Genomic DNA, 21,144 nt, shown 5'->3' with positions numbered 1-21,144 from the left:
ATTTAGTATAAAAATGGAAGATCATTGGAACAAGTAGAACCCCTAGAAAAAGCGTTGGCAATGCTTATCGACAATTTCAAACAATTTTTTCCGCTTAATAAGGAGGAACAGGAAGCACTGAGGCGTCTTTTTACGCTGAGAATCGTAAAGAAAAAAGGATTTCTGCTTCAAGAAGGGGAAGTTTGCCGGCACTATTTCTTTGTTGTTATGGGCTGCTTTAAGATGTTTGCCGTAGACAGTAATTTTAGGGAACATAATATACAGTTTGCTGCGGAAGGTGATTGGATCGCAGATTTCCAAAGTTTTTATAATGAAGAGCCGAGCAGGTTATACATCGAAGCGGTAGAACTGGCTATCGTCCTACAGATCCAACACAAAGATCTTTTGTATCTATATACTAATTACCATAAATTTGACCGCAACTTTAGGATCATCATCGAACGGAAGCTAATGGAATACCAAAACCGTATTCTATTGAATATTAGCACCAACGCAGATGAACGCTATGTTGCCTTTCAGAAACAATACCCTCACTTGATCAATCGACTTCCGAACACACAGATCGCTTCCTACTTGGGTATCACTTCCGAATTTCTGAGCAAAATCCGAAAAAAGGCGCTGGGTAAAAAACAGTGAGCACGATTTAAATTAACCCTTAAACTAGTTCAAGGATGTTTCTTAAGATTGTTCATGCATCCTAAAGGACTAAGTTGGGTAACTTTGTACGAGTTTTTAATCAAAGAATAATATATGAAGAAGGTTAAGCTTTACAAAATGCGTTACGCGCGATTTTATTCAATCGTTCTATTAATAGGGTTAATTGTAAATACAGTATCTGCACAGACAATAAAACTGGAAGAAAAGCGGCTTACTCCCGTGCAAACTTCCATGTCAATGACACGTATCAATGGAAAAAGAGCTGTTAGCGTAATCAAATCGCCCAAAGTACTTGCTGATGATGAAGCAACCTATGTTAGGATCAATGATCTGGACTTTAAAGATGGTGTGATAGAGGTAAAAGTTTTGTCACAACTGCTGCCCGATGCGCCGGCTCATGCCAGAGGTTTTATCGGTCTCGCTTTTCGGATCAATGAAGATAATTCCCGATTTGAAAGCATCTACGTACGTCCAACAAATAGCATCGCCAATGACCAGCTGAGAAGAAACCGGACTGTTCAATACTTTTCTTATCCGAATTTTAAATTTACGGATTCACGTGCCACCGCTCCAGGTCAATACGAGTCCTACGCGCCTATTGTGCCCAATCAGTGGATCAAATTAAAAATCGAGGTAAAGGGCCAAACAGCCAAGTTATTTATCAATGATGCCAAAGAGCCCAACCTTATTGTCAATGATCTCAAAATGGGTGCCGATAAAACTGGGGCTATAGGTCTTTTTGTTGATATCGGAACCGAAGGTTTTTTTAGGGATTTGAAAGTGACAAGCAAATAATTAGGACTCGAAAGCTAATGTCACTTTGTAATACCGCATCTTCCATTTGGACAAACGAATGGCCCAGAAAACCCGAAGTGAGTAATGATTTTGAAAGCTATATAGAACTTCACTGCTGTAACACGTTTCAATTCATCAAGAATATCACTTAGAATTTCAATTCTTGCCTTTCCAAAATCAGGATTTTTATCAGATGACTGGATACAATTTGAAAAATAATAAATATTGTCTTTAGTTGTGACGTAACCAACATACCAACCCACATATTGTTGATCTTGTCTGCCAGATCCAGTCTTCGCCCTTACGACAGAACCCAGTGTATCCTTAACAATCAAAGCTGGGTACCCTTTGTACTCGAAATAAAGAAAATATTATCCAGATCAAAGGGTGAAAAGTTTGGTATTTCCATTGGGATTAAAGTCGTTAAATGTTAAACGAAACTTGCTTATAATTTGTTTTTAAATAATTGTTCGCTGCTCATTTGATTGACAATGCAAGTATCACGAAATTTTAAAAGGTTTGAGACCAAATACGATATTAAGATTCACTTTCATAAACAAATCTCCGTATATAGTTTTCCAAGTCGGTAAGATCAAAAGGTTTAGCTAAAAATCCGTCGGCTCCACATTCTACTGAAATACTCCGTCCATCGATATGACCTGAGATCATAATTACAGGCAGCTTATCATGTTTAGATGAACTCCTGAGATCACGCATTACTTGATCTCCGTTACGTCCAGACATATGAATATCCAAAAAGAGTATATCAGCATCTATACTATCCAATACTTCCAACAGAAATAAGCTGTTCGCCACCGTTATAACTATCGTATCTTGATCCTCCAATACTATAGAAAATGCATTCAGTATTTCTATATCGTCATCACACACCACAATTTTCTTTTTCATCTTGAGTTTTTTTAAATTCTATCGATCAGAGATACATTTTCAGAGATCATCATTTATAAAAAATGGATCTTACAGACGTAAGATCCATCCATTTTTTTATTTAGTAACTCTTATTTAGCTTTTGTATTGAGGTTGGTATCCGCCAAGGCAGTTAAATCAGAATCACATTTTTTTTCTTCTGCAAGAGTCTCACGCAAAAGCTGAATGATCTCATTGTACTTCAAGACTTTAGCAAATGCCGCGAGGGTACCATATGTGGCAATTTCGTAGTGCTCAATCTTTTGGGCAGCAGCGATAATACCTGCATCTCTAACGGTTCCTTCTTCGGTTTCCTCGATAATATGTTCACCTTCTTCGATCAACCCAGCCATTGCAGCACATCGCTCTGCTTTAGGCTTCAGCTCCAAAATCTCAAAGCACTGTTCCAAGCGTTTCACATGATCTTCAGTTTCCAAAAGGTGTTTGGAAATAGCTTTTTTTAATTTCTCCGCGGTAGCGTTTTTTTCCATTTTGGGCAATGCTTTTATCAAAGCTTTTTCCGCCCAATAAATATCTTTAAGCCCGTCTTCAAATAGCTCGGCCAAATCTTTTGCCGCATCGGATCCTGAACGCTTTTTCGTATTGTCTGTGGATTGTTTCGTCATCGTTCCATTTCCAGAATTTTCACTTGCGTTACTTTTAGTTGTTGTTTCCATTTTTTGAAAGTTTATTGCCCTAGAGCTTTTGAATTTGAACATCCATCGAACAGTATTAGTTCTATTAGCAGAGCAATCACCTGTATTTCACGTGTATATTCCGACGAAGACGTATAAAAACGTCTTTTTGTATTGAAAATCAAGGTCTTTTTAAACGGAATAATAAGTGCCTCCAATTGGGATTCGCCCCTCTCTGCCAAGATTAGATTCTAAAAAAACATTAAATTATGCTTATATTTAGACATAAGGTCCGCTAACACAAGATTCGAACAGAAAATCAAACATCTTATTCGCCAATTTGTAATTATATAGTCATTCCTTACAAAGTGATATATTTTAGTCATTGATATTGACTTCGATTTTACTAACAGCGACAGATATGAAAGAAAATAATGATGCCATCTCCCATTTACTCATGCGGATCGAAGATATTCCTGCAGTAAAGAATATATTGAACACCATATGTCTATATACGGGAATGGATCTAGGGCTGGTGACCTCTCACAATGGCCATCAATGGATAGCCTGTGCTGTACGGGATTCGCTCGGAGTCGGGGTAACAGCAGGGCAGCAGCTCGAATTACATTACACCTTAGGAGATGAGGCACATGATAAACATGCACCTATTATTATCCCCAATATTGACCACTGTGAAAATGAAGATTGGAAAAAGAAATTGCATGCAAAAGGTTTTAAAAGTTATATCGCATTTCCGATCGTTGACAATGACGGATTGTTCTTTGGAACGAGTGTACCCCAAAAGAAAAGTACATACAAATCTCGGAGCAAAAACTCCAGTAAAATGTGATCATGAGCGTATGGCACAGGTGTTTTCAAATCTCATAGGAAACTCATTCCGGCATGGTTTGGAAGAAAATACTATCGTTATAAACTCTTCTATTGAAAGTGACAGATTTATCTTCCAAATAGAAAATGATGGCCATAAGATAGCAAGGCGTATATTCAATAACCTATTTAAGCCCTTCGTAGGAAGAAAAAACCAGAAAGAAGGCGGACTGGGATTGGGTCTTTATATTTCCAAACAGATAATCACAGCTCACAGGGGTGATATCCATGTCAAATGCTTTGATGAAAAGGTGGTTTTTACCCTCTGGATACCAATATGATAGATGCTTTATTCATTATACGATACTCAAATTCAGTTTTGTTAAAGAAAAAAGCGAGCAAAAGGCTGGTCTAATAATCCAGCCTTTGTGCAAGTGCAAACAATAAGCTATCTTTTCATCAATCGCCTATTTCTTTTTTTTTACGGAAAACATTCTCCGTTAAGTCTTTCGAAACAGAATCTTTTTCTTTTTGATAAGAAGATTGCGTTTTCTCTTTTGTGCTTTTTTCCTTTTTAATGTCTTTACTCATGATGTATGGATTTTATAGCTGATCAATGTGTACTTCAGCAGAAGTTCAATATCTCCAATCATAAATCTTTTCATATACTACTTGTTAAAAAAGAACAACTGTAGTTTCAGCTGCAGGAGTAAAGTTAACAACCTTTATCATACACTGTTATCTACAAATTATCTACACCATTGCTTTTTTTTAGTCAAATTTAGTAGTTGAAGCTAAAGTTCTACTCTAATCCAGTGCCCGCTTGTCTAGCTATTTTTAGCATTATGGAGTAACACCCTCTTATTTTATCAACCAACTTAATCCTAATCTTGATAAAACAACAAAGGAAACTTGACTGTCTGAACAACAGGGAGGAGGTCACAATCACCGAATTCTCTACTTTTAAATGCTCCAGTTTTTTGGGGAGAGGTCACTCTTAGGGATTTATTTACTTTTTATAAGTTAATATCGGAATTTTTCTCAAGCGAGATAGTTCGTGTGTCGTTGAAGCATAAAATATTGGGTTTAAATAATGTTTAGATTTATTTATAAAAAAAACAACTAGAGACGGTCTTATTTTTCTAACCGCAAGATCAATATCTTCAATTAAAGTGTTCGTCGAGGTTCTAAGAGCATATTTAACCTTAACCGCAACTCCTATTCTTTTGAACAACCGCGCTTCTAAAAGCGTAGCTTTAAGCATAATTTCTCGTGGAGAGACAATATGCAATAATTTAATTTCAAAATTAAGTGTTTTTACAAACTCTACAATCTTCTTGATTTCCTTTTGATAATTAGTCATATCTGAAGCGTAACAAATACTGTCTATAGTTTTTGTCTTATAAAAACTAGGCACACTAATCACGGGAACTGGAGATTTCGCAATTAATTTGTTAGCTGAGGCACCAATCGTCTTTTTTAATCTCCCTCCCCCCTGAATACCATGGCATATACAGGTACATTTATGCTTGGACACGCATCTCAAAATAGTGGTCACTGTATTTGGATTCATCTGAAGGTCGATCTCAAAATTGACGGCAGGCCCTTCTATGTTACTAAAAATTCGATCTAATAACTTGTTTAACTTAGTTAATATAAAATCTCTTCTGACTTGACAGTAATTTTCAAACCTATGAGGTCTCCAGCTTTTGGGTTTCAAAAGATGATAAACATGCACAATAATCAAAGTAGCACCTTTTAACTGTGACAATTTATAGGCAAAATGAATAGCTGAAGTAGAACTAGCCGAAAGATCTGTAGCTACCAGAATTTTTTCCATACATCCTCATCATTTTTCGTTAAAATTACTTTTAGAATAGTACAGACACAATGATGGCTATCAGTTAAAACACTGATCGTTAGCGTAAAATATGCTTCACAGATAATTTGATGATATACATTTTTCAAGATTTGGAGAGAACACCTTATACAGGCATTTTAGGGAAGGTAATTATAATTGTTCTGATGAAAACAGGGCTGTAAACCGTTTGTTTAGCTTTTCATCTTTATTAAACCGCCAAGATCCATAATATAGATCTGACTTCCATTTCTTTCTATTAATCCTCTTTCTCTAAAATCGGTAAGTATTCTACTAACCGTTTCTGTAGCGATACCAGCAAGTCCAGCAAGCTCGTCCCTACAAATATCTATTTGGTCTATTGGGACTGCATTCTTATTTAACCTAACTAATACTTGTGTAAGTCTTTTTCTCACAGACTCATAAGCAAGCTCTACGAGTTGATCTTTTTTTTCGCGTAAATTGGCTGATAATATTTTAATAAAGTGTTGATTAAGTCCAACATGTTCGTTTAACAAGTCAATAATTGCACTTTTCGATATAAGATAAAGAGATGAATCCTGAGTAGCTTCGGCACTTTCAAGCCAAGGATCATCTAGCAACAAAGTATCCAAACCAATAAAACTGTTTGGTTTATACAACCCTGTAATCATTTGTCGACCATCGTCTGTTAGTTTCAAAGTTTTAATACAACCTTCGATCAATAGATAAAGCCATTGCGAATGATCGCTTTCGTAATACAACGTTTGTTTCTTTTTGATATGTCGTATTTTGCATTGAGAAATAAGATCGAACAGTTTTTCCCAGCCTGTACCATTATGGGGATGATTGTTAGTCGCTTCGCTAATCGGCAATGATGTCTGATTCTTATTCTTGTTAATTCGACCTTCTACAGATCTAACAAGCTGATCGCTCTGAAATGGCTTAGTGACAAAATCATCAGCGCCACATGCTATCCCTTTTTTTACAATATCTGGAGTTGATAAAGCATTTAAAAAGACGAAGGGTATTTTAGTAGTTGATGGATTTTTTGACAATATAGATAATACACCAAAACCATCTATATTTGACAGCACAGTATTGCATAATATTAAACTAGGAAGTTTACTTAATGCTAGATTAATCCCTATTTCGCTATTAAATGCCGCTGTTACTTCATACCCTGAATTTTTTAATACATCCGAATATTTACCCAGTAAATCCAGATCATTTTCGATAATTAAAATATTATTCATTTTTGTCAATACCTGTATAAGATAATTCATAAATCTACTTCTAATTCTGCTTTGCGACAATTTTTTCTTAAAAAACATAACGTTTCAGCGACAAAACCGATCAAAATATGTGACCATCGTCACTATAAACCCTGACAAGCATCATTTCACGTAAAGAGCATTTGAAAGAAATTTACAAGAAAGCTAATTATGGCCTAAAAATTAAGAGAATTATGAACGCTATCATATCGGGTAAGGATTTTTTTAAAGTTGGTTTAAATCCCGAAAGCAGCAGAGCTGCCTTAAAAGATTCTTCGCAAAAACATGCAGGTAATATTGTAGAATCCATTATTAGAAAGCAAGGTCATAATATAAGTAAGCTGGCCAAATATATGAAGATTAGCAGGTGTACATTATACAAATGGTTTGAGCATGATACTTTACCTTTTGATATATTAGTTAGAATTGGCTCTTATACTAATTATGATTTTTCTTCTGATTTTCCTGAAGTTTTTCGCTCAAGTTCAGACGCTGAAATAGAACAGCATCCTTTACAAAACCCATCCAAAGAAAATGAGAAGATTGACTATTGGATAAGAAAGTATATCCTTCTGTTAGAAAAATATAACGAGTGTCTAATAAATCAAAATCACTCTCAACACCCCAAATAACTTTCTTAATTCGCTATCTTCTTAAAAAAACATCCCTTTTATCTTTTCCGTTAGCTTATATGTATTAAGGTCATGACGGGCTCCTCCCCCATTATATCTGCTATATGCATTTTTCTTTTGGTTATCTGTGGTTTAAAACTGTAAAGAAATCAAAATGTTTAAACTGAGAAATGCAAATCTCCTGTTTTACTACTTTTCTCAAATTGATATGCAACAAAAATTACATTCATCAAACATTAAATACAACCAAGTATTATACATATAGTAATTCACTTTTTTTACAACTCCTGGTAAATCTGTTGAACAAAACCGTAAACTATTGTAAAATCGGTATACCATTTATACACTTTAAATACAAAGTAATCTGCCGCATAAATTATTGATAGTTTTCTATATACCTTAGTTGTCAAGAAGTTTTGCACATTTTAAGATATAAAATCATGAAAACAAAACACCTGTTAATTATTATATATATACTCACTTTTAGCTCATGTGCGCAAAAAAGAGAGTTGGCTTATTTCAGCAATTTAGCTCCTCAAACCGCCGAGAAAACGATACGAGACGAATCAATAAAAATACAACAAAACGATCTTTTGAAGATAAATATAAATAGTCTTAACCCGGAATCAAACACGCTATTTACGGTTAACCGCCAAAATGCATCAGGAGCTACCTATGAAGGACCGGCAGGTTACAGAGTAGCTAAAGACGGAACGATTACTCTCCCCGTAATAGGCAATATTAAAGTGGAAGGTTTGACTATTACACAAACCCAGGATGCATTAATAGAAAAACTAGCTAAATATGTCAAAGAACCAATGGTTGAAGTACAACTTTTAAATTTTAAGATTACCGTAATCGGAGAAGTAAATAAACCCTCGAGCTTTATCATACCTGGCGATCATATTAATTTATTAGAGGCGCTTGGTATGGCAGGTGATATGACGGTTTATGGTAAACGAGAAAACGTATTAGTCATTAGAGAGCAAAATGGGAAAAGAATAATGAAAAGGTTGAATTTAAACCAAGAAGATGTGCTTAATGATCGCTTTTTTAATCTGATGCAAAACGATATAGTTTATGTGGAGCCGGATAAATCTAAAGCTATAGAGTATAGCCCTAGCACGAGAATTATGCCTATTGTTATTGCCTCTATATCGGCAGTTGCTGTCCTGATTTCATCCATTTTAAGAAATTAATTACTTAAGGAATAAGATCATGTTTGCAGAAAAGAACTTAAACGGCCCTAAAGATGTTGCAGAAGCTTTGAAAAGTTTTACCAAAAACTGGCCCTATTTTTTAATTAGCATTACGACAGCAATAGCTTTCGTTTATGGCTTCTTGTTCATAACACCTCCTGTTTATAAAATTAGTAGCACATTGTTAGTACAAGACGATAAAGAAGGTGCTTCTATGTCTAACGGCACTGCTTTTAGCGATTTGAACATGTTCCAAACCACTAAAACAGTTGAAAATGAAACTGAAATTTTCAGATCAAGAGATTTGATATCTAAAGTTTTAAAAGATTTGAATCTTGAGACATCATACTTTCAGAAAGTAGGTTTTAAAACAAAAGAGTTATACGGTAATACATTACCTATTAAAGTAGAAGTACAGGAATTGGAAAAAGGAGCTTATTCCAGAGCTATAGAAATTACATCTATTAACAACAACCAATTTCGTTTAACAGTTGGTAATATTAATATGATTGCAAACTATAATCAACCTATCAAAAATAAAAACTATACAATACGAATAAAGAAAGGGCCTGCTTTTAAACCTGAATATGGAAAAATAAATATTCAATTTCAAGATCTGTATAAACTGACAGAGTCATATAGCTTAGCTAGGTTGAATATAGTTCCTGTAGTTAAAGATGCTAATACTATTACAATTAGTTTGAACGATAATATTCCGCAACGGGGATTAGATATTTTAACAAATCTTATTGAAAACTATAATACTAATAATGTAAACAATAAAAATATTATCGCTCAAAATACAATTAAGTTTATAGATAACAGATTAAAATATTTAATAAATGACCTCGCTGGAGCGGAACAAGATGTAGAGAACTTCAAACAACAAAATCAAGTGACCGATTTCGGTATAGATGCACAATTAAATGCAACAAGATCGGTTGAATACAATCAATTGTTAGCGGAATCAGTTGTAAAGCTCGGCCTAGTAAAATCTATAGAAGGTTATTTTCAAAGCAATCAGGCACAAGGCAGTTTAGCGCCAAGCGCCATGGGAATAGAAGATCCTATACTAAATGTAATGATTGGAAAGTTTAATGATTTACAGTTAGAAAGAAACAGAATGCTTCGTACAGCTAATGCTGAAAATCCTCTTGTTTTAAATTTGAATGAGCAATTATCAAGTTTAAAAAGCAACATTCTGGAAAACTTAAAGTCAATTAAAAGTGGGTTTAATATTCAGAACAAAAATTTACAAAAAAATTATTCACAATTCTATAGTAAAAGTAAATCTGTCCCTACAATAGAAAGAGGACTTTTAGAAAGAAGTAGAGATCAAAGTGTGAAAACGGGGTTATACCATTACTTGTTGCAAAAACGTGAAGAAACAGCATTATCATTGTCTACAACTGTAGCTACATCACAAGTTATAGATAGACCAGCTTATAATACGACACCTATTGCTCCAAAAGCACAAATGCTTTATTTATGTGGTTTAGTCTTCGGATGCTTAATACCAGCAGGGTCTATTTATGTTAGGGGATTTTTTAACAATAAAGTGAGGGATGCCAGAACAATTGAGCTTACAGGTGCAAAATTGCTAGGTGAACTTTCCCACAATCTAGATAAAAGTACCAATGTTTTTCAAACAGACCATCGCTCCACTATTTCCGAGCTATTTAGGTACATACGCATGAATTTAAGCTTTATGACAAATCAACGTCATAAAATGATATTGGTTACATCAAGTATGAAAGGGGAAGGAAAGACATTTTTTAGCATCAATTTGGCAACTACATTAGGAATGCTTAATAAAAAAGTTGTTATTGTAGAACTTGATTTAAGGAGCCCCGTACTATTAAAAAAGTTAAAATTATCATCAACGCTAGGAGTTACAGATTATCTTGATGATGAGTGTATTTCTGTAGATGATATTATCCAACCCAGTCTATTATCAGATAATGTCAGTGTAATTGGGTGTTCAGAAATTCCAAAAAAACCAGCAGAAATGATAATGAGCTCCAGAGTTGATGAACTCCTAAGTGAATTAAGAAAACGCTTTGACTATATAATTGTAGATACATCCCCTGTTGGACAAGTAGCTGATGCTTTCAGTTTAGCGCCTTATGTAGATGTAAGCATTTACCTGGTAAGATATAATTACACGAATAACTATCAATTAGGTATCCTGAAAGATATTAACGACGAAAATAAGCTTAAAAATCTAATGGTAGTATTTAACGACGCTAAAAGAGGAAAGAACCAAAAGTATGGTTATGGTGGCTACGGATATGCCATGCCTAACTAACACGCTTCTTAAAAGAAAAAAATAGATCTATTACAATATTTAAAGCAATAACTATTATAAAAACAAACTTACGCTGCACCTGATTTGAAATAACTGATCTTTAAATAATTATTTTAGCCGCCTCCAATTTACCCTTTATCTAATTACTTCACAAAACACACGCTCATCACTGTAAGTGATATGGCGAAGCCTTGCAACCCAAAGTAGCAAACCAGTATTTACACAATGTCCGGAAAACTCTATTGGGTCTAATAAAACAACACATTTTTTTACTTCTTCTTAACGAATCTGACAATGGAAATGGCATTAAATTACAAAAGAAAACTAAAAAAAAACTGGCTGGTTATTTATGTACGTCCTCGTTGGGAAAAAAAGGTTGATAGGTTGTTGCAGGAACAAGGGATTGATACTTTCTGCCCCTTAAGAACTACAGAAAACCAATGGGCGGATAGAAAAAAGATGGTAAGTGTACCACTTTTTACTGGTTATGTTTTTGTTAAAATAGATGATAGAGAGCTTACAAAGGTCAGATATACGCTTGGAGTAGTTAACTATATCTATTTTATGGGGAAGCCAGCTGTGATAAGGGAGTCAGAAATTGAACAGCTTAAGGAACTGATGAAAACATACAATAACCTTGAAATAATTAACCTAAAAGATCTTTCGCCTGGTGATAGAGTAAGAATTAAAAGTGGCTTATTCTACAATCATGAAGGTAAAATAATCAAAGTACAAGGAAAAACAGTCCTGATGTCGCTTGACCATATAGAATGCGCATTGGTAACCTGTATCGAGATTAATCATCTTATAAAAGCTTCACCTTTAGACACAGCATTATGCACAAGATAGAACCCGTAAGAATAGCCATAATCGGTCTTGGGTATGTTGGACTTCCACTCGCAGTAGAGTTTGCCAAAAAGCATAAAGTCATTGGTTTTGACATTCTTCAACGAAGGGTGGATGAACTTAACGATGGCAAAGATTGTACTTTAGAGGTAAGTGAAGAAGAACTCAAAAAAGTGCTAACTTTTTACCGTACAGTTCAAAATGGACTGTATTGCACGAGCGAAAAAGACAAATTAAATTCTTGTGAAGTTTTTATCGTCACTGTTCCGACACCTGTTGATAAAAATAATAGACCAGATTTAACGCCATTAATAAAGGCTAGCACTCTAGTAGCAAGTGTTTTAAAAAAAGGAGATATTGTTGTTTATGAATCGACTGTATATCCTGGTGTGACAGAAGATGAGTGTGTTCCTATTTTAGCAGAAAAATCAGGACTAGTTTATAACGAAGATTTTTTCGTAGGATATTCGCCAGAACGGATCAACCCTGGTGATAAGGAACATACAGTTGCCAATATATTAAAAATAACTTCGGGCTCTACACCTGAAACGGCCACTAAAATTGACAATCTTTATAGATCTGTAATTGGGGCAGGCACCCACAAAGCTTCATCAATAAAAGTCGCAGAAGCAGCAAAGATTATAGAAAATGCACAAAGAGACATCAATATTGCCTTTGTTAATGAATTAGCGATGATTTTTAACAGGCTGGGTATAGATACCACTGAAGTGCTTACTGCTGCAGGTACAAAGTGGAATTTTCTGAATTTCAGACCAGGTCTGGTAGGTGGGCATTGTATAGGTGTTGATCCGTATTACCTTGCACAGAAAGCACAAGAAGTTGGTTATCATCCTGAAATTATTTTGGCTGGGCGTCGCGTAAACGATGGAATGGGAGCTTATGTAGCAGATCAGCTTATTAAACAAATGATCTATAACTGCACGCATATCATAGATGCAGAAGTGTTGGTGTTAGGATTTACTTTTAAGGAAAATTGCCCCGATGTAAGGAATACAAAGGTAATCGACATAGTTAGGAGGTTAGAAGAATATAAAGTAAAGGTCTACATTCACGATCCTTGGGCCAATTCAGATCAAGTTAAACAAGAGTATGGCGTGATTTGTCAGAACGGGGAATCGAAAAAGAGACAATACGATGCAATTTTAATAGCCGTTGCTCATCAGGAATTTAAACACCTCGACCTTACAAAGCTCTGCAAAGAAAATACAGTCGTTTACGACATCAAATCAGTCTTGCCAAATACCATGGTAAGTGCACGCTTATAACAAATGACTTTAAAGGAAAAGACCATCTCTGGCCTAATATGGGCAGTAGGTCAGCAATTTGGTTCTAAACTAATTAGTTTTTTTATAACCATAGTGCTTGCCCGCATTTTAACCCCGGCAGAATTTGGGTTAATAGCTATGTTATCGGTATTTATATCCATCGGAAATACATTACTAGACAGTGGCCTTACTTCTTCACTTATACGAACGGCCGATGCAGATCAAAAAGATTTTTCTACCGTTTTTTATTTTAATTTGATAGGGAGCACAATACTTTATTTTATATTATTTTTTTGCGCCCCTCTTATTTCATCGTTTTACCATCAGCAAGTCCTTACAACTATCATTCGTGTTTATAGTCTGATATTTATTTTAAATGCTTTCTTTGGTGTACAAAACACCTGTCTTGTAAAAGAGATGAGGTTTAAAACACAAACAAACATACAAATTCCTTCATCTTTAGCAGGGGGAATTTTAGGAATTATTTTGGCTGAAACCGGATATGGCGTTTGGAGTCTGGTATGGATGAGTTTATTTACTACATTTTTATCTACCATACTTCATTGGATATATTCAGACTGGCGTCCTGCTTTGATATTTGATAAAACAAGTTTTAAGCGTCATTTTGAGTTTGGTTATAAAATGACCCTATCGGGAATACTTGACACCCTTTACCAGAATATATACACACTGATTATAGGTAAATTTTACTCTGCTACTCAACTAGGATATTATTCCCGGGCCGATTCTATCAGTCAGCTACCAACAGCAAATATTTCAGCAGCTGTCAATAAAGTTACCTATCCGATGTTTTCAGAAATATCCCATAATAATGTGCAATTGAAAAGGGTAAACAAAAAAGTGATGCAGCAGGTTATTTTTTGGAATGCTCCCATATTGATTTTTATGAGTGTAGCAGCCCAGCCTCTTTTTAGTTTTTTATTAACCGATAAATGGTTGCCAGCAGTACCTTATTTTCGAATACTTTGCATTGCAGGTGTAATGCAGCCCCTTCATGCGTATAATTTAAATATTTTAAAGGTAAAAGGCCGGAGCGATTTGTTTTTAAAACTGGAGGTTATAAAAAAAGCACTAAGTGTAATAGGCATTTTGAGTGTAATACCATTTGGTATTTATGGTCTGTTATATTTTCAATTATCCTTTAATTTTATTGGATTTTACATCAACACAATCTATAGTGGAAAGATGATTAACTATCCGATCAAAGAACAGATATTCGACATTTTACCCACCATAATCTTAGCTGTCTTTATTGGTATTTCAACTTATCTTCTTGATTCTTTCTTAGTGGATTCTTTTAATATTAATAATTTGACACGGATTATCATAAGTGCTTTGTTTTACGCTCTTTCTTATTTAAGTATCAGCAATCTTATAAACCTTACAGCAATAATAGATTTTAAACAATTAATACTAAAAAGATGATACCAGTAACTAAGCCATTTCTTCCTAAAATAGAGGAATTTGAAAACTATGTAAAAAGCATTTGGGACCGCCAATGGTTAACCAATAATGGTCCTCTAGTTAATGATTTGGAACTTAAACTCAAGCAGTACCTAAATGTGGATTATTTATTATATGTATCCAATGGTACTATTGCTCTCCAGATGGCTATCAGAGCATTGGAATTGAAGGGAGAAATTATTACAACCCCATTCTCTTTTGTTGCTACAACGAATAGTATTGTATGGCAGGGCTGCAAACCAGTATATGTGGATATCGATCCGGATACGTTCAATATTGATCCAGGTAAAATCGAAGCAGCAATTACCCCTAGAACTTCCGCGATTTTGGCAACCCATGTGTATGGCAACCCATGTAATATTGATGCAATACAAAATATTGCTGATAAATATGGTTTAAAGGTGATATATGATGCTGCCCATTGTTTCGGAACAAAATATAAGAACAGGTCAGTCTTTGCGTACGGAGATATTAGTATCACAAGCTTTCACGCAACTAAATTGTTTCATACTATAGAAGGAGGAGCTGTTTTCACTAAAAAACCAGAGTTGTTAGAGAAAATGGCATTTATACGTAATTTCGGATATAGCGGCCCGGACACCATTGCGCTGGCAGGCATTAATGCGAAAAACTCAGAATTTCATGCAGCAATGGGGTTGTGTAACCTAGGACATATTGATGCCATTCTGGAAAAGAGAAGATCTTTGTCTCTGCATTACCGAGAGAACCTGAAAAAGTTAAAAGTTAAATTTCAGTTCATTGATTCTGCTCCCGATTACAATTACGCCTACTGTCCGATTCTGTTTGATTCAGAAGAACTGATGCATGATTGTATTGTCAAACTTGAATTGGCAGGTGTATATTGCAGAAGGTATTTTTTTCCTTCCTTGGCTACTTTACCGTTTGTAAGCCGTAAAAGAATGCCCGTATGCGATTCTGTGGTAAAGAGAATTGTTTGCCTGCCCCTGTATGATACACTCACCATCCCCGATCTGGATATGATTTCACGTATATTATTGAGAGCACAGAAATATCCTGTGAAAACCATCAATACACAAAAAGGCTTTGGAGAGTTGATTGCCAATCGAATAGAAAAAGTCATAAATGGTCATGAAAAAAAGTAAACCAGCTATGAAAAGTATAGAAACTGAAGTGATGGTTAGCATCTGCTGTGTAACTTACAATCATGAGAAGTATATAGCACAGGCTATTGAGGGCTACTTGATGCAGCAAACTTCTTTTAAATTTGAGATTCTTATCGGGGAAGATTATTCTACCGATAATACCAGAAAAATTGTAGAGGAATATGTGCTAAAACATCCTGATAAAATAAAATTAATTACTTCAGAATCTAACGTGGGTGCCCACAAGAACGCGGTAAGACTGAACAAAGAGGTAAAAGGTAAATATTTGACCCAATGCGATGGAGATGATTATTGGACAGACCCTTTAAAACTGCAAAAACAAGTTGATTTTTTAGAACAAAATCAAGAGTATATCATGTGTTGTCATTATTCAAAAAGGATTAAAGAAAATAATGAAATATATTATATGAATTTAAATCCAAAACCAATAATCTATTCGTTTGAGGATATATTATTCGATAATGATTTTGAAACAGTACTCAATACAATTCTTTTCAGAAATACGCCCGAAATTAGAGAAATTTACTCAACAGATTGGTTCTTTAAATTTAATGCCCCAGACAGATTTCTTAAACTTTATTTAACATTTACTTCCGGAAAGAAAATCTATGTTTTACCCGAAATAATGTGCTGCTATAGAAAACATCCAGGAGGCATCTGGAGCATGTTAAAAGCAAAAAGTTTAAAACAAAAAACACTTGACGATTTGTACTTGATTATTGAAATTTTCAAATATTCCCGCGTTCAAAAAATCAAGTTGCTTCTCTATTATCTTAAAAAATATTTCCTATTTGAAGTTAGAGATCACAGTCTACAAAATGCTTTTAGTACAATAAGAACCATATTGTAAGCGGTTAGAAAATATAATTATACATTAAATAATTTCCGATATGAAATATCTTAAGATTATTATTTTATTCTTAGTTTTCTGCAATCTTCCAAGTTATTTCTTGGTTAAAGCTAATGCCGCAATTGGTCAGCTTTTAAGCTACAGCACCTTCCTTCTCCTAATCGTTTACTATTTTTTAAGTGAGAATAAGAAGCCAATAGTTCCATTTATCGTATTCGGTCTTTTATTCTTTTTGATATCGATAATAGTCAGTGCACAAAATGACGATGGTTATTTAGTAACGCTTATTAAATATTTTATCGTCATAGTTATGGGAGCAAGTGTTGTAAGCGATACCACAAAGGAAGATATATATATAATGCTTTTACTAGGATGTTTAAGTATAATTTTTGAATCTATTTTTATTGAAGGTATTGGTGGCAGATATAGAGGGTATTATATTAACCCTAATGCAGCTGGCTATGCTTGTATATTAGGTTATTCTCTAAGTTTTTCAATAAATAACAAAAAATTAAAAATCATTGGCCAATTACTATTTTCAATGGCCGGCTTTCTTACTTTCTCCAGGACTTTCTTATTTATCTGGATATTAGTCAATTTGATATCTTTGCTAATCAATTATAAAAATGTATATAAAATACTAGTAGGTATTGTTTTATTTGGTCTGTTTCTTTCATTTGGAGATAAACTGGATTTAAGTACGAAAAGAATGCATGCATTTTCAGGAATACTTGAAGGTAAAGTAAATGATGATTTAAAAGAAGAATCGAGAACAGAAACCTGGTCCCATTATTATAATCAAATTTTAAACAATCCAATCTTGGGTAATGGATACCATTCCTTTAGCGGAGAAATTTTTGGACCTGAATACAATACTTACACCGTAAAAAATGGTGTACACAACACTTTTTTAATGGTTATTGGTGAAGCTGGCTTTTTTGTCCTTCTCTATTTTCTATGGATATATGGGTCTTTTTTAATTAATGGCATAAGAATGTTTCATGATAATCCGGTAATTTTTCTGGTTTCATTTTCTTTAGTAATGTACATGCTTACCAATCATAATTATTTTGAAAATAACCTCGTATTATTTGTTTCGATGTGGCTGTATATTCAAATAGATCTGGGTAAGAAAGTATCTGAAAAGAAACATTTAGATCTTCACCAAGTCAAGAACTATCCGGTTGAGTATCTAAATATAAATGCATTTTAGTATGTGTGGAATTTATTTAACCAATATTCCTATTGAAGAGGAGGCCGTAAAATTAAAACTGGAATCTATACAATTCCGTGGACCGGACTATTTAGGGATTCAAAAAGTATTTGATTTGACTTTTGGACATTTACGACTATCCATTTTAGATTTAAATGTTCGCTCACATCAACCTATGACATTTGAAGACCTTGTTATAGTGTTCAATGGTGAAATTTATAACTTTCAGGAGATAAAAACAGATTTAATAGCTCTAGGGTATACTTTTGATACAACCAGCGATACGGAGGTGTTATTAAAAGGTTATAAAGAATGGGGAGCTGCTTTAGTGCCGAAACTAAACGGAATGTTCGCTTTTGCTATATATGATGCCACATCAAGAAAAATATTTTGTTCACGCGACCGCTTAGGTGTAAAACCCTTTTATTATTCATGGAAGGACGGTGAATTTGAAATTTGCAGCCAGTTATGTCCAATAAGCCAACACAAACAAATAAACGATGAAGCTATATCGATGTATTTGGACTGCGGTTATATCCCCAGCCCATACACGATCTATCAAAATGTCTATAAATTACCTCCCGGAAATAATCTGGAGATTGATTTGGACAGACAAAAATACGATGTTAAAGAGTACTGGAATCTGAAGGAGGTCGCCGAAGTGGGCTTATCTTATAATGAGGCCAAAGAGAAGTTGCACAATCTGTTAAAAGATGCCGTAAAAATAAGATTGCAAGCAGATGTGCCTTTTGGATCATTTCTCTCCGGAGGAATAGATTCTGCTCTAGTATCCAGTATTGCTTCAACGTTTTCAAAGCATCCTATCAAAACATTTTCGATAGGCTTTGAGGATCCGGAATATGATGAAAGCAAGATCGCTGCAGAATATGCAAAAATTATAGGTTCTGAACATACAGAAACGATTTGTAAAGCAACAGATATTTTAGAAATGATTCCCCAATTAGTAAAAGTGTTCGATGAACCTTTTGCAGATAGCTCTGCATTGCCTTCTTTACTGTTGAATAAAATAACGAAGCAATCTGTTACCATGGTCTTGTCTGGAGATGGGGGGGATGAAAGTTTCTTTGGATACAACCATTTTAGATTAGTGCCTTACGCAGATAAAATTACGTTTGTACCCTATTTTTTGAGAAAAATGGCCGCCAGCCTATTAAGTTTTAATTTCCTGGGTGCCCGAGCACTTTCCTATAAAGGAATACTCAATGCTGCTTCAAAATATGATTTCATTGCAGGTATATTTGTTGGATATGACTCTCTTCTAAAGAAGAGAAACTTTAATTGGTTGTCCCACTATAATGGCTATAAAATATGGTCGAAAGATTTGTTACAGGCAACAGCTGATTTAAATATTAAATTGTGGTTAGAAAACGATAGTAATGTAAAAGTAGATCGTGCCAGTATGGCTCATTCAGTAGAAGTAAGAAGCCCATTTCTTGACTATAATATCATTGAGTTTGCAAGAACACTTCCTATATCATTTCGTTACGAAAAAGGCCGAAGAAAAAAAATATTAAAGGATATTCTGAAAGAATACATTCCTGAAGAAGTATTTGACCAACCCAAAAGAGGATTTGCTGTGCCTTTAGCCGGCTGGATAAGAAATGAACTGCGTAGTGAATTTGAAGAAAATCTAACAGACGATTTTTTACGTCAGATTCCTATCTTAAATGTACCCAGGTTTAAAGATATTTTTAAAAAGCATTTAGAAGGAAAGCATGACTATTCATCTTTTATTTGGAGAATATATATATTGTCAAAGTGGTATCAAGAATTTGGATTTTATAAAAAATTTGGTACCCAATAAATACCTTTAGCACCGAATAATAATACCCTTTACTTCTTCTTTAACTAAAAAGAAAAGCATTGTTTTAAGCATGTATGGCTTTTTTTAATGCTTTTAATCGTTGGTATTGCCCCATTAAATATTTTGATCATTGAAGTTTTCCAGATACTTGTCAACTATGAAACACTCATGGTTAGCAAAGCCCGCGTGTGTATTCCATTCCGGTAACTCGGAACAAGTTAATGACAAATAAAAGACAGATTAAACACATATGAAAAATAAGTTATTTTTTGTTATTAATAACCTTCATAGTGGAGGGGCAGAAAGAGTGTTATCTATATTGGCAAATGAATTTAGTAAACAAGGATTGAGCGTTTTTGTTGTTTGTCTCAATGAAGCCGAACCAGGTTATCAAATTTCATCTCATGTCAAGATGATTAATTTATTAGAAAAGAGGGAGAAGGAAAATATTTTTAACCGTATTAAATATGCATTATTAATATTTCTACGATTGTCTAATTTACTTATTAAAGAAAAGCCAACTTGTGTTATTTCTTTTATGACCACAGCAAATTTATGGACCGGTTTGGCTTGCTCTTTAATTAAAACACCCTTTATAGTTTCGGAACGAACTACCCCTGATCATACGATTAATTCATTCAACTTCTTTTTAAAAAGAATTTCCTATATCATATATAAAAAATCTAAGGCTATAGTTATACCAGCCAAAGGAATAGAGGACTGCATTAGAAATCATAAATCTTTTAAAAGATTAAATAATTTTAAAATTATCCGAAATCCTTTAAATGTATTTAAATCGCCCTCTGTTAAACCGGTAAACACCAAGAAGTTCATCTTAGGAGTTGGTCGTCTTTCCTATATTAAGGGATTTGACCAACTAATTGAAGCCTATAGTAAAATTAAAGCTGATGACGTTGATTTATTAATTGTTGGTGGCGGAAGTGAATATGAAAACCTATCCAACCAAATTGAAAAATTGGGTATGCAAAAACGGGCTAAATTAATTGGACCAAAAGATAATCTGCAGGATTATTATAATCAAGCCGAATTGTTTGTTCTACCATCCAGAAATGAAGGATACCCAAATGCTTTAATAGAAGCGATGAGTTTTGGCTGTCCTTGTATTGCAATGGATTGTGAGTTTGGCCCATCAGAAATAATAGAAAATGAAGCAAATGGAATTTTAATAGAGGCAAATAATACTGGTAAACTTACTTCCGCAATGGATAATTTATTAGCCGATGAAAGCCTTAGAGTAAAAGTTGCTAGCAATGCGCAGTTAATAACTCAAATAAATTCTATAGAAAACATTCTGCCAAAATGGAAAGATTTGATATTGCATAATGCATAGTCAATGTCCTTTCTTTTACTGAAACAGATATTTAACCACCTTAAATTTTAG

General features: G+C 34.3%; 21 protein-coding genes. 15 read left to right on the top strand and 6 right to left on the bottom strand.

The annotated features are described in order from the left end of the window. The first annotated feature begins 24 nt into the window (after positions 1 to 24). Together B3600_RS15015 and B3600_RS15010 are read left to right on the top strand one after the other, a co-directional pair. Complete coding sequence (locus B3600_RS15015) at positions 25 to 636, top strand: Crp/Fnr family transcriptional regulator (RefSeq protein ID WP_286753498.1); 612 nt, start codon at positions 25 to 27, stop codon at positions 634 to 636. Positions 637 to 750: 114 nt separating this feature from the next. Beyond that, positions 751 to 1,452 (top strand): family 16 glycoside hydrolase, encoded by a 702-nt coding sequence (locus tag B3600_RS15010; protein WP_286753497.1) that lies wholly within the window; start codon positions 751 to 753, stop codon positions 1,450 to 1,452. Positions 1,453 to 1,472: 20 nt separating this feature from the next. On the opposite strand, the gene B3600_RS25615 is transcribed toward B3600_RS15010, so the two are convergent. The 3 genes from B3600_RS25615 to B3600_RS15000 form a co-directional block, all read right to left on the bottom strand. Next, complete coding sequence (locus tag B3600_RS25615) at positions 1,473 to 1,787, bottom strand: penicillin-binding transpeptidase domain-containing protein (RefSeq protein ID WP_376749762.1); 315 nt, start codon at positions 1,785 to 1,787, stop codon at positions 1,473 to 1,475. A 202-nt stretch (positions 1,788 to 1,989) separates the two neighbouring features. Further along, the gene (locus tag B3600_RS15005) at positions 1,990 to 2,361 is read right to left on the bottom strand and encodes a response regulator (RefSeq protein ID WP_286753496.1); all 372 of its coding nucleotides are present in this window, start codon (positions 2,359 to 2,361) and stop codon (positions 1,990 to 1,992) included. Positions 2,362 to 2,471: 110 nt separating this feature from the next. Continuing rightward, positions 2,472 to 3,056 carry a ferritin-like domain-containing protein gene (locus B3600_RS15000; protein ID WP_286753495.1) on the bottom strand — a complete coding sequence of 195 codons (585 nt, stop codon included), beginning with the start codon at positions 3,054 to 3,056 and terminating at the stop codon, positions 2,472 to 2,474. 379 nt (positions 3,057 to 3,435) lie between these two features. Here B3600_RS15000 and B3600_RS14995 point away from each other — a divergent pair, with 379 nt between their 5' ends. Both B3600_RS14995 and B3600_RS25610 read left to right on the top strand, forming a co-directional pair. Beyond that, the gene (locus B3600_RS14995; protein ID WP_286753494.1) at positions 3,436 to 3,864 is read left to right on the top strand and encodes a GAF domain-containing protein; all 429 of its coding nucleotides are present in this window, start codon (positions 3,436 to 3,438) and stop codon (positions 3,862 to 3,864) included. Next, entirely contained in the window at positions 3,782 to 4,183 is a 402-nt protein-coding gene (locus B3600_RS25610) for a sensor histidine kinase (RefSeq protein WP_414711861.1), read from the top strand. Before B3600_RS14995 ends, B3600_RS25610 begins: the two co-directional genes overlap by 83 nt. Positions 4,184 to 4,301: 118 nt before the next feature. Here B3600_RS25610 and B3600_RS14990 read toward each other — a convergent pair whose 3' ends face one another. The 3 genes from B3600_RS14990 to B3600_RS14980 all read right to left on the bottom strand — a co-directional run bounded on the left by B3600_RS14990 (position 4,302) and on the right by B3600_RS14980 (position 6,935). Then, positions 4,302 to 4,433: a hypothetical protein gene (locus B3600_RS14990; protein WP_286753493.1), complete on the bottom strand. Its 132-nt coding sequence runs from the start codon at positions 4,431 to 4,433 to the stop codon at positions 4,302 to 4,304. Between the two features lie 418 nt (positions 4,434 to 4,851). Further along, positions 4,852 to 5,682, bottom strand: a complete 831-nt coding sequence (locus tag B3600_RS14985) for a universal stress protein (protein WP_286753492.1) — start codon at positions 5,680 to 5,682, stop codon at positions 4,852 to 4,854. A 212-nt stretch (positions 5,683 to 5,894) separates the two neighbouring features. After that, positions 5,895 to 6,935 (bottom strand): response regulator, encoded by a 1,041-nt coding sequence (locus tag B3600_RS14980; RefSeq protein ID WP_286753491.1) that lies wholly within the window; start codon positions 6,933 to 6,935, stop codon positions 5,895 to 5,897. Between the two features lie 212 nt (positions 6,936 to 7,147). On the opposite strand from B3600_RS14980, the gene B3600_RS14975 reads away from it, so the two are divergent. From B3600_RS14975 to B3600_RS14925, 11 genes are all read left to right on the top strand, one after another. Further along, entirely contained in the window at positions 7,148 to 7,585 is a 438-nt protein-coding gene (locus B3600_RS14975) for a helix-turn-helix domain-containing protein (RefSeq protein ID WP_286753490.1), read from the top strand. 440 nt (positions 7,586 to 8,025) lie between these two features. Further along, on the top strand, positions 8,026 to 8,784 hold the full coding sequence (locus B3600_RS14970) for a polysaccharide biosynthesis/export family protein (protein WP_286753489.1): 759 nt from the start codon (positions 8,026 to 8,028) through the stop codon (positions 8,782 to 8,784). Positions 8,785 to 8,803: 19 nt separating this feature from the next. Next, the gene (locus B3600_RS14965; RefSeq protein ID WP_286753488.1) at positions 8,804 to 11,092 is read left to right on the top strand and encodes a GumC family protein; all 2,289 of its coding nucleotides are present in this window, start codon (positions 8,804 to 8,806) and stop codon (positions 11,090 to 11,092) included. Between the two features lie 294 nt (positions 11,093 to 11,386). Further along, positions 11,387 to 11,941 carry a UpxY family transcription antiterminator gene (locus tag B3600_RS14960; protein WP_286753487.1) on the top strand — a complete coding sequence of 185 codons (555 nt, stop codon included), beginning with the start codon at positions 11,387 to 11,389 and terminating at the stop codon, positions 11,939 to 11,941. Beyond that, on the top strand, positions 11,929 to 13,224 hold the full coding sequence (gene tviB / locus B3600_RS14955) for a Vi polysaccharide biosynthesis UDP-N-acetylglucosamine C-6 dehydrogenase TviB (protein ID WP_286753486.1): 1,296 nt from the start codon (positions 11,929 to 11,931) through the stop codon (positions 13,222 to 13,224). Before B3600_RS14960 ends, tviB begins: the two co-directional genes overlap by 13 nt. 3 nt (positions 13,225 to 13,227) lie before the next feature. After that, complete coding sequence (locus B3600_RS14950; protein WP_286753485.1) at positions 13,228 to 14,670, top strand: lipopolysaccharide biosynthesis protein; 1,443 nt, start codon at positions 13,228 to 13,230, stop codon at positions 14,668 to 14,670. After that, the gene (locus B3600_RS14945) at positions 14,667 to 15,833 is read left to right on the top strand and encodes a DegT/DnrJ/EryC1/StrS family aminotransferase (RefSeq protein WP_153847649.1); all 1,167 of its coding nucleotides are present in this window, start codon (positions 14,667 to 14,669) and stop codon (positions 15,831 to 15,833) included. The genes B3600_RS14950 and B3600_RS14945 overlap by 4 nt, the downstream gene beginning before the upstream one ends. A gap of 7 nt (positions 15,834 to 15,840) precedes the next feature. After that, on the top strand, positions 15,841 to 16,704 hold the full coding sequence (locus B3600_RS14940; RefSeq protein WP_227550300.1) for a glycosyltransferase family 2 protein: 864 nt from the start codon (positions 15,841 to 15,843) through the stop codon (positions 16,702 to 16,704). Positions 16,705 to 16,744: 40 nt separating this feature from the next. Further along, a complete protein-coding gene (locus B3600_RS14935; protein WP_286753484.1) occupies positions 16,745 to 17,917 on the top strand; it encodes an O-antigen ligase family protein in 1,173 nt (390 codons plus the stop codon). A 1-nt stretch (position 17,918) separates the two neighbouring features. Then, positions 17,919 to 19,742: an asparagine synthase (glutamine-hydrolyzing) gene (asnB, locus tag B3600_RS14930; RefSeq protein ID WP_286753483.1), complete on the top strand. Its 1,824-nt coding sequence runs from the start codon at positions 17,919 to 17,921 to the stop codon at positions 19,740 to 19,742. Between the two features lie 250 nt (positions 19,743 to 19,992). After that, positions 19,993 to 21,093, top strand: coding sequence for a glycosyltransferase (locus B3600_RS14925; protein ID WP_286753482.1), 1,101 nt, complete (start codon positions 19,993 to 19,995; stop codon positions 21,091 to 21,093). The last annotated feature ends 51 nt before the right edge of the window (positions 21,094 to 21,144 follow it).

Source organism: Sphingobacterium sp. UBA2480, assembly GCF_002341965.1.
Lineage (GTDB): Bacteria > Bacteroidota > Bacteroidia > Sphingobacteriales > Sphingobacteriaceae > Sphingobacterium > Sphingobacterium multivorum.
Note: the sequence above shows the minus strand (reverse complement) of the source record. Positions and strands in the feature narration are given on the sequence as shown.